13 protein-coding genes and 1 tRNA gene are annotated in these 13,971 nt (G+C 62.1%); 11 read left to right on the top strand and 3 right to left on the bottom strand.

Features of this window, described 5'->3' with window-relative positions:
- Window positions 1-382 precede the first annotated feature (382 nt).
- Window positions 383-1,783, bottom strand: coding sequence for a GABA permease (locus APT63_01125; protein AMA44321.1), 1,401 nt, complete (start codon window positions 1,781-1,783; stop codon window positions 383-385).
- 602 nt (window positions 1,784-2,385) lie between these two features.
- Here APT63_01125 and APT63_01120 point away from each other — a divergent pair.
- From APT63_01120 to APT63_01075, 10 genes are all read left to right on the top strand, one after another.
- On the top strand, window positions 2,386-3,159 hold the full coding sequence (locus APT63_01120; protein ID AMA44320.1) for an amino acid transporter: 774 nt from the start codon (window positions 2,386-2,388) through the stop codon (window positions 3,157-3,159).
- Between the two features lie 11 nt (window positions 3,160-3,170).
- On the top strand, window positions 3,171-3,926 hold the full coding sequence (locus APT63_01115) for an amino acid ABC transporter (GenBank protein ID AMA44319.1): 756 nt from the start codon (window positions 3,171-3,173) through the stop codon (window positions 3,924-3,926).
- A 55-nt stretch (window positions 3,927-3,981) separates the two neighbouring features.
- Window positions 3,982-4,677: an ABC transporter permease gene (locus APT63_01110; GenBank protein ID AMA44318.1), complete on the top strand. Its 696-nt coding sequence runs from the start codon at window positions 3,982-3,984 to the stop codon at window positions 4,675-4,677.
- On the top strand, window positions 4,674-5,363 hold the full coding sequence (locus APT63_01105; protein AMA44317.1) for an ABC transporter permease: 690 nt from the start codon (window positions 4,674-4,676) through the stop codon (window positions 5,361-5,363). Before APT63_01110 ends, APT63_01105 begins: the two co-directional genes overlap by 4 nt.
- Window positions 5,364-5,409: 46 nt before the next feature.
- Window positions 5,410-6,657: an SAM-dependent methyltransferase gene (locus tag APT63_01100; GenBank protein ID AMA44316.1), complete on the top strand. Its 1,248-nt coding sequence runs from the start codon at window positions 5,410-5,412 to the stop codon at window positions 6,655-6,657.
- 325 nt (window positions 6,658-6,982) lie between these two features.
- Window positions 6,983-7,198 (top strand): hypothetical protein, encoded by a 216-nt coding sequence (locus tag APT63_01095; GenBank protein ID AMA44315.1) that lies wholly within the window; start codon window positions 6,983-6,985, stop codon window positions 7,196-7,198.
- A 105-nt stretch (window positions 7,199-7,303) separates the two neighbouring features.
- Window positions 7,304-7,379 (top strand) — tRNA-Thr (locus tag APT63_01090).
- 484 nt (window positions 7,380-7,863) lie between these two features.
- The gene (locus APT63_01085) at window positions 7,864-8,175 is read left to right on the top strand and encodes a hypothetical protein (protein AMA44314.1); all 312 of its coding nucleotides are present in this window, start codon (window positions 7,864-7,866) and stop codon (window positions 8,173-8,175) included.
- A 335-nt stretch (window positions 8,176-8,510) separates the two neighbouring features.
- Window positions 8,511-8,834, top strand: a complete 324-nt coding sequence (locus tag APT63_01080) for an XRE family transcriptional regulator (GenBank protein AMA44313.1) — start codon at window positions 8,511-8,513, stop codon at window positions 8,832-8,834.
- Complete coding sequence (locus tag APT63_01075) at window positions 8,834-10,060, top strand: toxin/anti-toxin system, HipA-like toxin module (GenBank protein AMA44312.1); 1,227 nt, start codon at window positions 8,834-8,836, stop codon at window positions 10,058-10,060. The genes APT63_01080 and APT63_01075 overlap by 1 nt, the downstream gene beginning before the upstream one ends.
- A gap of 193 nt (window positions 10,061-10,253) precedes the next feature.
- On the opposite strand, the gene APT63_01070 is transcribed toward APT63_01075, so the two are convergent.
- Both APT63_01070 and APT63_01065 read right to left on the bottom strand, forming a co-directional pair.
- Window positions 10,254-10,493: a bifunctional antitoxin/transcriptional repressor RelB gene (locus tag APT63_01070; GenBank protein ID AMA44311.1), complete on the bottom strand. Its 240-nt coding sequence runs from the start codon at window positions 10,491-10,493 to the stop codon at window positions 10,254-10,256.
- Window positions 10,494-10,763: 270 nt separating this feature from the next.
- Window positions 10,764-13,058: a TonB-dependent receptor gene (locus APT63_01065; protein AMA44310.1), complete on the bottom strand. Its 2,295-nt coding sequence runs from the start codon at window positions 13,056-13,058 to the stop codon at window positions 10,764-10,766.
- A gap of 134 nt (window positions 13,059-13,192) precedes the next feature.
- Here APT63_01065 and APT63_01060 point away from each other — a divergent pair, with 134 nt between their 5' ends.
- Entirely contained in the window at window positions 13,193-13,909 is a 717-nt protein-coding gene (locus tag APT63_01060) for a two-component system response regulator (GenBank protein AMA44309.1), read from the top strand.
- The last annotated feature ends 62 nt before the right edge of the window (window positions 13,910-13,971 follow it).

Raw genomic sequence — 13,971 nt, 5'->3', positions numbered from 1 at the left:
ACCGAGCAGAAAAGACAGTCGCTCCCACAAGCTGCTTGCGCAGCCATGACTGCGCTGATGGCTGCAGAGGTCTGTGTGGGAGCTGGCTTGCCAGCGATAGGCTTTGCAGGCGCCGCATGCGGTCGGGCATCTGCCGAGCAGAAAAGACAGTTGCTTCCACAAGCTGCTTTCGCAGCCATGACTACGTTGATGGCTGCAAAGGTCTGTGTGGGAGCTGGCTTGCCAGCGATAGGGCCCTGCCAGGCGCCGCATGCGGTCGGGCATGTGCCGAGCAGAAAAGACAGTTGCTCCCACAAGGGTCCTGCGCCGATCTATCAGGGCAGCATGCCGTCCAGATCGAAGGGGGCCTTAGGCCGCGATTGGGCCCGCCCCCACCTCTTACTCAGTGATCCAGCGCCACGCGGCCGTTGCCCAGGCCCTGCGCCTTGCGACGACGCTGCACCAGCAGCCCTGCCGCCACCACGCCGATGCTCAGCAGCGCGGTCGCGACGATCTCGGCACGGTGGTCCGGACGGACCGCCATCACCCCCAGCACGCCGACGATGAAGACGATGGTCGCCCAGGTCAGCCCCGGGAACAGCCACATCTTGAAGGCGATGGCTTCACCGTTGGCTTCACGCTGACGACGCATGCGCAGCTGCGAGATGGCAATCACCAGGTACACCAGCAGCGCGATCGCACCCGAACTGGCCAGCAGGAACTCGAACACGGCCGCCGGGGCGAGGAAGTTGGCGAACACGGTCAGGAAGGCCGCCGCGGTCGACATCAGCACGGCCCAGTGCGGTGTGCCCGCCTTGCTGGTGCGCTGGGCCACGGCCGGCGCGTCGCCACGCTTGGCCAGGGAGAACAGCATGCGCGAGGAGGTGTACAGCGCCGAGTTCAGGCAGCTGGTGACGGCGATCAGCACGACGATGTCGACGATCAGCTTGGCGTTCGGCACACCGATCAGGTTCAGCACGGTCTGGTAGGAGCCGGTGTTGGCCAGTTCCGGGCTGTTCCATGGCACCAGGGCCACGACCAGGAAGATCGACACCAGGTAGAACAGGCAGATCCGCCAGATCACCGAGTTGGTCGCCTTGGTGATCTGCTTGCCCGGGTCTTTCGACTCGGCCGCCGCGATGGTGACGATCTCGGTACCCATGAACGAGAACATGGTGGTCAGCATGGCCGCCAGCACAGCGCCCAGGCCATTGGGCATGAAGCCCTGGGTGTCGAACAGGTGGCTGACGCCGCTGACCTGGCTGCCCGGTACCAGGCCAAACATGGCCACACAGCCCACTACGATGAAGGCGACGATGGCCAGTACCTTGAGCAGGGCGAACCAGAACTCGAACTCGCCGTAGTTCTTGACGCTGAACAGGTTGGTGACGGTCAGGGCCAAGGTGATGATCAGCGAGAAGGCCCACAGGTCCACGGCCGGGAACCAGGCATGCAAGATCGCCGCCGCGGCGTTGGCTTCCAGCGGGATCACCAGCACCCAGAACCACCAATACAGCCAGCCGATGGTGAAACCGGCCCAGTGCCCGATGGCGCGGTCGGCATAGGTGGAAAACGAGCCCGTGTCGGGCGAGGCGATGGCCATTTCGGCCAGCATGCGCATGACCAGCACCACCAGGGTACCGGCAGCGGCATAGGCCAGCAGCACGGCAGGACCGGCTTCGGCGATGGCGTGGCCCGAGCCGACGAACAGGCCGGCACCGATGACGCCAGCGATGGACAGCATGGTGACATGCCGTTGTTTGAGCCCCTGAGCGAGGTCGTTGGAATTGTTGCTGCCGCTCATGAAAGCACCTTTTGCGAAGGGTGGACGTCTGCGAATGCAAGGTGCCGGTCGATCCGTGGACCAGTGCCGCATTGCGCACCATGTTCATCCACTGGCAATAAGCGCGCCATGACAGCAGACAGAGTGTCGGATATTTCGCACAACCGCGTAAAACAAGGCTTACAGGCCCTTTGGCCACAAAGTGACCGAAAGCCCGCCAAATCCCCCCTCGAATGGGGTTTTACTGAAATACTCACTTACAACTGCACCAAAGGTGGGCCTAGGTAACACTCCTGCACCGCAAGGGCGCAATAAAGGCGCAACCCAGGTACAACCGGCACGCCGTCACAGGCGCCCCAGGTACTACCCCGTCGGCCGCGACTTCCCTCCCCGCGCCAAAACTGGCACCATCGCGCCTTTTTTTCATCAAAGGCTTCATCACGGACGAGCAGCCAGGCAGACATCCGCGCGACAGTCTTCTGTGACGATGCGACAACCTGCCCTGGCATCCCTTGAAGCAAACCGCGACCCGGTGGCTGTCACGATGCCGCTATGCTAGCTTGGCGCTCGCCAGGAAGGCCGCCAATAAGCTGGGAACGCACTCGAAGACATGAGGACCGCACATGGCCCAGGCCACGCCCGCGCTTGAAATCCGCAACCTGCACAAACGCTATGGCGAGCAGGAGATTCTCAAGGGCATTTCGCTCACCGCACGCGATGGTGACGTGATCTCGATCCTCGGTTCGTCCGGCTCAGGCAAATCCACGCTCCTGCGCTGCATCAACCTGCTGGAAAACCCCCACGCCGGGCAGATCCTCGTCGCCGGCGAAGAACTCAAGCTAAAGCCAGTCAAGAACGGCGAGCTGGTCGCCGCCGACAATCGCCAGATCAACCGACTGCGCAGCGAGATCGGCTTCGTCTTCCAGAACTTCAACCTCTGGCCGCACATGTCGATCCTCGACAACCTGATCGAGGCACCGCGCCGCGTGCTGGGCCAGAGCAAGGCCGAGGCCATCGAGCATGCCGAAGCGCTGCTGGCCAAGGTCGGCATTCACGACAAGCGTCATGCCTATCCGGCACAGCTCTCCGGTGGCCAGCAGCAGCGCGCGGCGATTGCCCGTACACTGGCCATGAAGCCCAAGGTCATCCTGTTCGACGAGCCGACCTCGGCCCTCGACCCGGAAATGGTCCAGGAAGTGCTTAGCGTCATCCGTGCCCTGGCCGAGGAAGGCCGTACCATGTTGCTGGTCACCCACGAGATGGGCTTTGCCCGTCAGGTGTCGAGCGAAGTGGTCTTCCTGCACCAGGGCCTGGTCGAAGAGCAAGGAACGCCGCAGCAGGTCTTCGAAAACCCGGCCTCGGCGCGTTGCAAGCAGTTCATGTCCAGTCACAGCTAACGGAGCAACACATGCAGACCTACAAGAAATTCCTCCTGGCCGCTGCCGCCACGCTGGTGTTCTCTGCCAACGCGATGGCCGCCGAAAAGCTGCGCATGGGTATCGAAGCCGCCTACCCGCCCTTCAACAACAAGGACGCCAGCGGCAACGTGGTCGGTTTCGACCGGGACATCGGCGACGCCCTGTGCGCCAAGATGAAGGTCGAGTGCAGCGTGGTCACCTCCGACTGGGACGGCATCATCCCGGCCCTGAACGCCAAGAAGTTCGACTTCCTGGTGTCGTCGCTGTCGATCACCGACGAGCGCAAGCAGGCGGTCGACTTCACCGACCCCTACTACTCCAACAAGCTGCAGTTCATCGCACCCAAGGGCGTCGACTTCAAGACCGACAAGGACTACCTGAAGGGCAAGTCCATCGGCACCCAGCGCGCGACCCTGGCTGGCACCTGGCTGGAAGACAACTACGGCAGCGACATCGACATCAAGCTGTACGACACCCAGGAGAACGCCTACCTGGACCTGGTAGCCGGTCGCATCGACGGCATCCTGGCCGACAAGTACGTCAACTACGAGTGGCTCAAGAGCAAGGACGGCCAGAACTACGAGTTCAAGGGCGAGCCGGTGGTCGAGAGCGACAAGATCGGCATCGCCGTGCGCAAGGGTGACGACGCGTTGCGCACCCAGCTGAACACCGCCCTGAAAGAAATCATCGCCGACGGCACGTACAAGAAGATCAACGACAAGTACTTCCCGTTCAACATCTACTGAGGCACCCCGACCGGCGCCGCCCTGCGCGGCGCCCGTCCCTTGAATGCACCTACCCATGACTATCGACCTGCACGGATTCGGTCCGGCCCTGGCGGCCGGCGCACTGATGACCGTAAAACTGGCGCTGTGCGCCCTGCTGCTGGGGCTGGTCCTCGGGCTGCTCGGCGCGCTGGCCAAGACCTCCCCGTTCAAGCCGCTGCAATGGCTGGGCGGCACTTATTCCACCCTGGTTCGCGGCATCCCCGAACTGCTCTGGGTCCTGCTGATCTATTTCGGCACCGTGAGCCTGATGAACCGCCTGGGCGAAGCCCTGAACCTGCCTGGGCTCGAACTCGACGCCTTCGCCGCCGGAGTGATCGCCCTGGGCCTGTGCTTCGGCGCCTATGCCACCGAGGTGTTCCGCGGCGCGATCCTGGCCATCCCCAAGGGGCACCGTGAAGCCGGCCTGGCGCTGGGCCTGTCCCGTGGCCGCATCCTGTCGCGCATCGTCCTGCCGCAGATGTGGCGCGTGGCGCTGCCGGGCCTGGGCAACCTGTTCATGATCCTGATGAAGGACACCGCCCTGGTCTCGGTCATCGGCCTGGAAGAAATCATGCGCCACGCGCAGATCGCCGTGACCGTGAGCAAGGAGCCCTTCACCTTCTACATGGTCGCCGCCTTCATCTACCTGGGCCTGACCGTCATCGCCATGACCGGCATGCACCTGCTGGAAAAACGCGCCGCTCGCGGCTTCGCGAGGGACAACGCATGAACTGGGACGTCATCATCAAGTGGCTGCCGCGCCTGGCCCAGGGCGCGACCCTGACCCTGGAGCTGGTGGCCATCGCGGTCATCGCCGGGCTGATCCTGGCCATCCCGCTGGGCATCGCCCGTTCCTCGCGCAGCTGGTACGTGCGCGCCCTGCCCTTCGGCTACATCTTCTTCTTCCGCGGCACCCCGCTGCTGGTGCAGCTGTTCCTGGTCTACTACGGCCTGGCGCAGTTCGATGCGGTGCGCAGCAGCTCGCTGTGGCCTTACCTGCGCGATCCGTTCTGGTGCACGGTGCTGACCATGACCCTGCACACCGCTGCCTACATAGCCGAGATCCTGCGCGGCGCCCTGCAGGCCATCCCCCGGGGCGAGATCGAAGCGGCCCGCGCCCTGGGCATGTCCCGCGGCAAGGCGCTGTTCTACATCATGCTGCCGCGCGCCGCGCGCATCGGCCTGCCGGCCTACAGCAACGAAGTGATCCTGATGCTCAAGGCCAGCGCCCTGGCCAGCACCGTGACCCTGCTCGAGCTGACCGGCATGGCGCGTACCATCATCGCCCGCACCTACCTGCCGGTGGAGATCTTCTTCGCCGCCGGCGTGTTCTACCTGCTGATCTCCTTCCTGCTGGTGCAGTGCTTCAAGCTGCTCGAGCGCTGGCTGCGCGTCGACGCCAGCCAGGGCCGCTGAGCCAGCGAGCGCGGGGCTGGCAACGGCCCCGTGTCCTGCGACCGTCATGACCCCGACCTCCTACCTGCACGGCGACCTGCTCGACGAGCGCTTCCAGGCGCTCGATCGCTTCTTGATCGCGCACCAGGCCTTGTGGAGGCCGCGCCCCTTCACCGAGCCGACGCTGGCCTGGGAAGACGAGCACCCGGCCCTGGCGGCATCTTTGCGCCGGTGCTCCCTGGAAGACGCCGAACAGGCGCTCGACCCGACGACGCTGCCGATGCCGTTTCCAGCACTGGCCGAACAGGCGCTGCGCCTTGCCGATGCAGGGCCCCTGCCCCAGGTCGAACTCGCTGCCGCAGGCCCTCGCCAGTCCACCGGAGTGCCCGGCCGCAAGTGGGCACAGATCGAAGCCTTCGGTCGTTGCCTGACTTATGCACGCACACCCGAGCACTGGCTGGACTGGTGCGCTGGCAAGGGTCATCTGGGCCGTCGTCTGCTGCAACCCGGCCAGCGCCTGACCTGCCTGGAGTACGACGCCACGCTGGTGAACGCCGGCCAGGTCCTCAGCGATCACCACCACCTCCCCGCCCGGCACCTGCGGCAGGACGTCATGGCCGCCGACTGCATCGATCGGCTCGAAGACCAGCCCAGCCCCGTGGCGCTGCACGCCTGTGGCGACCTGCACGTACGCCTACTGCACCTGGCCAGCCAGCGCGGCTGCCCCCAGATCGCCGTGGCGCCCTGCTGCTACAACCGCATCGCCGGCGAGCAGTACACACCCGTGTCCCAGACAGCACGCGCCTCGTCGCTGCACCTGTCCCTCGACGATCTCGGCCTGCCCCTGAGCGAAGCCGTCACCGCCGGCGCCCGCACGCGGCGCCAGCGCGACCTCTCCATGGCACGCCGGCTGGGCTTCGACCTGTTGCAACGCCAGCAGCGCGGCGTCGATGACTACCTGCCCACGCCGTCGTTGCCAGTCGCCTGGCTGGAGAAACCGTTCGAGGCCTACTGCCGGGACCTGGCGCAGCTCAAGGGCGTGCCCGTGCAAGGTCCCGTGGCGTGGGCGGCCTTGGAAGCCCATGGCTGGCAGCGACTGGCCCAGGTGCGCAATCTGGAGCGGGTACGGAACCTGTTCCGGCGGCCGCTGGAGCTGTGGCTGGTGCTGGACCGGGCGCTGTACCTGCGCGAGCAGGCGTACGACGTGCGGGTCGGGGTATTTTGTGACTACGCGTTGACGCCGCGGAACCTGCTCATCCTCGCAGAACAACCTGTGGATAAGTCTGTGTACAAGCCTGTGATAAAGGGTGCGTAATCGAGGTTTTCACTAGCGTTTCAGGCATTCCTGAAGCCCCAGCAAGCGTCCTTATAACCCGCGAAATGGGGACTTGCAGATTGAGCAGGGGCAATTTCCAAACGATCTGAAAACCTGCTCGACTTGGCACACGGATTGTGAATAAGCATTTTGGCGGTTATTCCCCAGCCTGTTCCCCCTGCCGCGAAAACCTGCTCAGTCGACCCTAACGAGCAGGTATCCACACGGCGCTGTATCCCTTTCATACATTTGGAGCATTCAGCTTCGTCACCGACGGCAGTATCATGGCCGCCCTCCAGACTCCCTGATCCCAGAAGCTAAGCCCGTGACTGAGTTGAAACCGCTCTTTGCCCTCGCCGCCCTCGCCCTGCTCACCGCCTGTGCCAGCCCGCCCCACCCCCATGCCTCCACCGATTGGGACATGCCGACCATGCAGCTCGGCGGCGACCGCGGCCTGCCGCTGGAAGCCCGCACCGACCGCTGCCGCCAGGGCGAATGCGACAACCACAAGCTGTTCTTCAACCCAGCCTCGACACGCTGAGGCAGGTAGGAAAATCCCGTTTGTGGGCGGTGACTTAGCGATTGCGCGATTAAACGCACGGAAGTGGTTTACACCGGCGAATCGATCGTTATAATGCGCCCCTAGGCCGGTATAGCTCAGCTGGTAGAGCAACTGACTTGTAATCAGTAGGTCCCGGGTTCGACTCCTGGTGCCGGCACCATACGCAGTACTCAAAAGGCTCACCGAAAGGTGGGCCTTTCGTTTTTTCCGCTTACGTAACATCTGGCGTAACAAGCGCATCGACTACAGATGAAGGGTCTAAGGATAGGCACGATGACAGCGGATGGGCCCCACTTGATCTCAGCTTTTCCCAAGAAAATCTCAACCGCTACAAGCGGCACTTCCCGGAAGGGCTGGATGAGCTGACAGCTGTACTCAAAGCCATCGCTACGTGGAATCCATGCCGCAGCCGAGTCACCTTGAGGGTGCACGCTTCAGCTTCACCCAAGTCAGTCTCCTTGCCAGATCCCTATCTCCATCAGCCCTTTTGAGCCTCACCAAACCATGGACGCTGATAGCGAAGCTCACCACCTTGCGCAGCGCGATGGCACACAAGCTTGATCCTGCCGAGGCCAAGATTGAGGGATATAAAGCCTTGGTCGTGTCTACGATCAGCTCTGACAAAGACGCTGAATGCGGGTCATTTGCCCCAGCTCTGGACTACCCCTGCGGCTTCCTGTCCTGTCATCGAGTTGATCCAGAAAAGCACCAGTTGGGAGGTCCACCGGGACTACCAGGAAGCGCCGGAGAATTCGATCCTGTTCAAGCGCCGTGAGTACATGGACGGCTATATCCACGGCACTCTCGATGCACTGGAGATTCAGCTTGCGCGAGTCTGCTGTGCTAGCGCTCGGACTAGGGCAGTCAAGCGACTGACCGAGGGCCAAGCGGTGAAGCTGAAAAATCTCTGGACGACCTTCTGCTGCCGGTCGTCTCTAAAGAATTCGAGCGGTTGAGGAACATGGGCGATGTGCCGCAGATGTAGCTGGCCAGCGGCACCCGTTAGTGAAAGCCTCTGCAATGCGCTGCTGATTCCGAACCGCCGTCGTTCGGGTCCTGCAGCGGGCACAGCCGAAGGCTGACCTGGCAAGGGTAGTGCTAAAAGGGGAAAAATCTACCGCAAGCGATATTTGACTTGCCCGCGCTGGTTCTAGCCCTTTTAAGATATCTTCTTATAAGACCTTATCGTACATAAGGTACCATTTTATTACACTTTAAAATCTGTAAAAGATTTCTAATGTGCGATCAATGGTATCTTATACATCCATAGGATTTCGCTAGGTGCTACCTTATGAAAAATTTTTTCCCTGTTCAGAGCACCTCTGTGCTTTACCGTATAGGCCTTCTGATGAAGGAAGCGCGTTTGCGCATGGGGATACGGCAGACTGACCTTGCAGAACTAGCTGGAATTTCTCTCCGAGCTGTTCGTCACCTCGAGGGAGGGAAGGCTGAAGGTGTTTCATTGCGCGATTTCATGCTCGCGCTATTTACCGTGGGGATCTCTGACCGAGTTTTCCAAGCACTGCTCGATGATCCTGCACTTGATCTCAACTCTCTAGAAACCAACACCACAAAGCGCGTAAAACTGCCGCGCAGCAACGCGGAGGACTTCTGATGTCTCGCGCTTATATTTACATGGAGTGTCCGGAAACGGGTGAGACTGTGACGCTGGGTAGGCTGACCCTTTCTGGCCGCACGGGAACCTTCGTCTACGCGCCGGAGATCGTGGATGCCAAGGGTTGGGTGCCTGATCCGATACGGTATCCGCTCTCCACTCGACCCATTCAGGTACAAAAGAATGGCGGCGTTCCCGGGTTCATTGATGATGCGATGCCAGATGGCTGGGGAGAACGATTGCTGCGCCGCACCCAAAAGGGAGAACTCACTCCTATCCAGCTCCTGTTGTTATCTCCTAACGAAGATCGCGCCGGAAATATCATGGCAGGCGAAGCTCGCACACCGAGGCCGGGTACAGGCGAAAGACCTATGAAAATGCTTGAGGCCAAAGGGCTCAATCACTTCATAGATGTTTGCGCTGCGATCTATGACAGCCAACTGAGCGCTGAGCAGTTGGAAGCTTTAAAAATACGGGATCAGCGCTCAGCTGTTGGCGGTGCCAGGCCCAAGCGCACATACCGCTTTGATCACAAGCTGATTCTTGCTAAGCCTCGCGATAAATTTGATCACTACGACCTGCCGAAATTTGAGTATGCCTGCATGACCTTTGCGGCTACTAAGGGGATGAATGTCGCCCGAACTGCGCTCCATCAAGGTGAAAAAGGCAACACGTTACTTGTGGAGCGATTTGACCGAAAATGGTCAGAGACTGATGCAAGGTTTCGGCGCATCCCAATGATGAGTGGCTTAACGCTTCTCGATGCCGAATGGCACGCGCAGCGCAACGACGGGTGGATCTATGCGGCGCTCGCCGATGAGCTGTATCGCAGAGGCGCACCAGACTCTGATAGGCAAGAACTCTATAGGCGAATGGCCTACAACGCTCTCGTAGGGAACAGTGACGATCATCCTCGCAACCACGCTGTGATCTGGCAGGGAAAGGCTTGGCGCCTCTCGCCTATGTATGACGTTCTTCCCGTACTGGGAGAGGGGCCTGCACAAGGGCTGTCGATGAGTGTTGGTATGAACGGTACCCTTATAAGTCGAAATAATTTGCTTAGCCAACATAAGCATTTTGCACTGACGGAAGATGAGGCGGTAGGCATATTGGATCAGGTCGCTTCTTGGGAGTCGGAACTGAAAGAGCACTATGCGCAGTATTTGGCTGGGGCTGAGCTGGATGCGGCGGTGGATGCAACAAGCAGCGAAAGATTGCTGGCTTAGAACAGGCTGCGAAGCCCTCGATTGAAATCTTAGTATTGGTGCTTGCTTTATCGTCGAGCATCACCTTTGTCAGTTGCCCCAGCTTGAATCGACAGATTGAACGTCACGTGTGGCGGATACTTCTTTACGACTGCTGTCTTGCCGCAGTCCCAAGCGTTCGCCATTCTTACGGGCATGTCGGTCGAACTCAGAACTACAGGCCATCCAACGAAACCTTAACCCGCTGTGGACGTGCCAACCGCTCTCCCACCTTGACCGATAGAGCCTCATCCTCATCCATTACAGGGATTGTCTCGAAAGGCAAATTTCCACCTTTGGCTACGTACCGAAGTGCTTGACGCATCAGCTCCGCCGGCGTGACACCAAGCTTCTCCAGCTCCTTGTCAGCACGCATTTTCAACTCGTCATCGACGCGAACACTTATCCATGCCATGGAAACGTCCTCAAGAAATGGTCATTGCTCTTCAAGATCTGAGCGCATGCTTTCTGAGCAGCGCTTCACAGGATGCTTGGCTGCCATTGCAGCAGTCTGCATCTTTACAGCCTTCACAGCCCTCATCGCCAGCAAGCTGGCTCCCACAGGTCGGCGGTTTCACGCCGACCCAAGGATGGAGATAGCGCAGGCAAGGCTGAAGGTGTTTTAGCGAGTACACAGCCTAGCCCCTGAGCATGCTCCACACAGCTCCCTCAACTTCACCTCACCTCAAAACGCCGTACTCACCGTCACCGCCATACTCCGCGGATCCCCATAAATCGCCCCGGCATAGAACCCATACCGCGTGTAGTAATGCTTGTCGAACAGGTTATTGACGTTAAGGCTCACCGCCGTCTCATCCGTCACCTGATACTTGGCCATGGCATTCCAGATCGCATACCCCGACCAGTTCACATCGGTCGACCCGCTGCTCACCCCATTCACCGGCTGCCCCGCCGGCGAGGACAATGCGCGGATGTTGCTCTGCGCAGTCACCCCAGCCCCCAGCGTCAAACGCTCGAGCGGGCCGGACAGGCGGTAGGTGGTGGAGGCCTTGAACAGGTGCGACGGATCACTGCGCCCATCGCTGTCCACGCGGCGGAAGTGCAGGTAGGTGTAGCCGGCGTAGACGTTCCAGTTCGGGGTCAGGGCGCCGGCCAGTTCCAGGTCGATGCCGTCGGTTTCCTGGCCAGTGCCGGTCGTATAGGCGGTGTCGCCGGTCGGGGTCAGCAGGTCGCCGTCGGTCACGGCCTTGTTTTCCTGCTTGGTGCGGAAGTACGCCGCCGAGGCGTTCAGGCGGCCGTCGAACCATTCGCCCTTGAGGCCGGTTTCGTAGCTTTGTCCGCGGATCGGCTCGACCTTGCCGCCGGTGCTGGTCTCGGCGCTCTGGGGGGTGAAGATGTCGGTGTAGCTGGCGTACAGCGAGTAGGTGTCGTTGAGGTCGTACACCACGCCCATGTACGGGGTGACGATGCCGTGCTCTTGCTGGCTGCTGCGCACGCCGGCGGTGCTGCGGGTGATGGCGCTGTAGTCGCTGCTGCGCACGCCGAGGATGACCGACAGTGGGTCAGTAACGCTCAGGCGGGTGGCGGCGTACAGGCCTTGCAGGCGGGTGGTGGTCTTGCTGTGCAGGCCGGTCCTGGACGTGAGCATGTCGAAGTCATCGTCCACGTCGTCGTACCAGTTGCTGACCGGGAAGCCGTTGTTGGCGCGGAACTGGCAGCCCACCGAGGGCGCGCTGATGCGGTCGGCGCCGACCAGGGTGCAGCTGTACTGGGGCGACCAGGCGACGGTGCGGCTGTCGTTGTAGCCGACCATGGCCTGGTGGGTGCGGCCGAACAGCTGGAACGGGCCGTCCAGGTCGATCTGCGCGGACTGCTGGGTGGTGTCGGTCGAGCTGTGCAGGCCGTTGAGGATCGCGCCACTGCCGTCCTCGTTCCAGTACCCGCCGAAGCGGCCACGGCCAGCCGAGTTGACCTTGGCCAGGCCGCGGTGGTTGAGCGCATCGCTGCTGCTCTGGGCCACGCGCAGGTCCAGGTTCCAGTCATTGTCGAAGCGGTGCTGCAACGAGCCGAAGGTGGTACGGGTGGTATATTCGCCGAAGCTCCAGCTGGGCACCACGTTGGTGCTGCGTGGCAGGCCGGTCTTGCGGCCGTTGGCGTACCAGATCGGGATGTTCGCGCCCCAGCCGCCGCCGACGACCTTGTTGTACTCGTACTGGAAGCCGGCACCGACGGTGGTGGCGTCGTCCAGGTCGAAGGCGAAGGTGGCCAGGGCGGCGCGGCTGCGGTCGGACTGGTGATCGCGGAAGGAGTCGGCCTCCTGCTGGGTCATCACGAAGCGCGAGCGCAAGCGACCGTCCTCGGACAGCGGCAGGTTCAGGTCGGCGCCCAGGCGACGCTTGTCCCAGCTGCCGTAGGTGGCGTAGGCGCTGCCGCCGAAGGTGCGGGTCGGGGTCTTGCGGATCAGGTCGACCGTGGCCGACGGGTCGCCCGTGCCGCCCAGCAGGCCGTTGGCGCCGCGCACGATGTCGATGCGCTCGTAGAGGTCCATGTTCAGGGCGTTGCCGCCGCCGTTGAAGTCCGAACCGCCCTGAAACTGCAGGCCGTCGACCTTCCAGTTGCTGATGGAGTACCCGCGCGCGCGGTAGTCAGTACGCCCGCCTACCTCGGCCTTGCTGGCGGTGACGCCGGGCGTGGTTTCCAGCGCCTGCTCGATGGTCTGGATCTGCCGGTCGTCCATCTGCTGGCGGGTGATGGTGGTGACCGACTGCGGGGTCTGCCGAGGCGTGAGGTCCAGGCCCGTGGAGCTGCGCGTGGACTCGACGGTATAGCCGATCTGGCCGGCGTCATCGGCGATCAGGGCGCTGTCTTCGATCTGGGTGGCATCCAGTTGCAGGGGCTGGACATCGGCGGCGAACGCGCCGTGGCTGAGGCTCAAGGCGATGCAGGCGGCCAATGGGGTCAGGCGGCTGCCGCCCCGGTTGATGAAGGGTGAGACGGTAATGCGGTTCGATGATGTCATTGGGAAAGCGTCGTATTCGCAGATGATTTTTTGGTAGGATTCTACGAATGCGGCTCTCGGGCTCCATGACGAGCTTGTACGGGGATGTAATCGAACGTAATGAGCGCCAGCATCTTCCAACGAGGCCGTGACCCATGAATGCCACCCTGCTGGTCGTCGACGATGACGACGAGATCCGCGAACTGCTCTGCGACTACCTCAGCGAGGCCGGCCATACCGTGATCGCGGCGGCCGACGGTGTGCAGATGCGCGCCCAGTTGGCGCGGCACAAGGTCGATCTGGTGGTGCTGGACCTGATGCTGCCGGGCGAGGATGGCCTGAGCCTGTGCCGGCACTTGCAGGCGCACCCGGGGCTGGCGGTGATCATGCTGTCGGCCAAGGGCAGCACCCTCGACCGCATCGTCGGGTTGGAAGTCGGCGCCGACGATTACCTGGCCAAACCCTTCGAGCCGCGTGAGCTGATCGCCCGCATCAAGGCCGTGCTGCGCCGCCCCCAGCGGCTCGAATGCGCCGACACCCAGGACGAGACGGTGCAGGCCTTCGCCGGGCATCGGCTGGACTCGGTCAAGCGCCTGCTGACCTTCCCCGATGGCACGACCTTGACCTTGCCGCGCTCCGACCATCGGGTCCTGCGCGAGCTGCTCGAAGCCAGCGAGCGCGTGGTCTCGCGGGATCTACTGACGCGCAGTGCCTTCGGTCGTGACCACCTGCCCGAGGACCGCTCGGTAGACATGTGCGTCAGCCGCCTGCGCCAGCACCTGCAACGCCTCCCGGACAGCGGCGTGCAGATCCTCACCATCCGCAACGAAGGCTACCTGCTGAGCATCGCGCGCGCCGTCGCGGCCAGCTGAGGTGGCCGTCCCTGCCCTGCTCCGCCGCCTGTGGCCGCGGACGCTGTTCGGTCAACTGTTGC

It is taken from the genome of Pseudomonas monteilii, assembly GCA_001534745.1.
Classification (GTDB): domain Bacteria; phylum Pseudomonadota; class Gammaproteobacteria; order Pseudomonadales; family Pseudomonadaceae; genus Aquipseudomonas; species Aquipseudomonas alabamensis.
The sequence above is the reverse complement of the archived record's forward strand: the minus strand, read 5'-3'. Positions and strand labels throughout refer to the sequence as shown.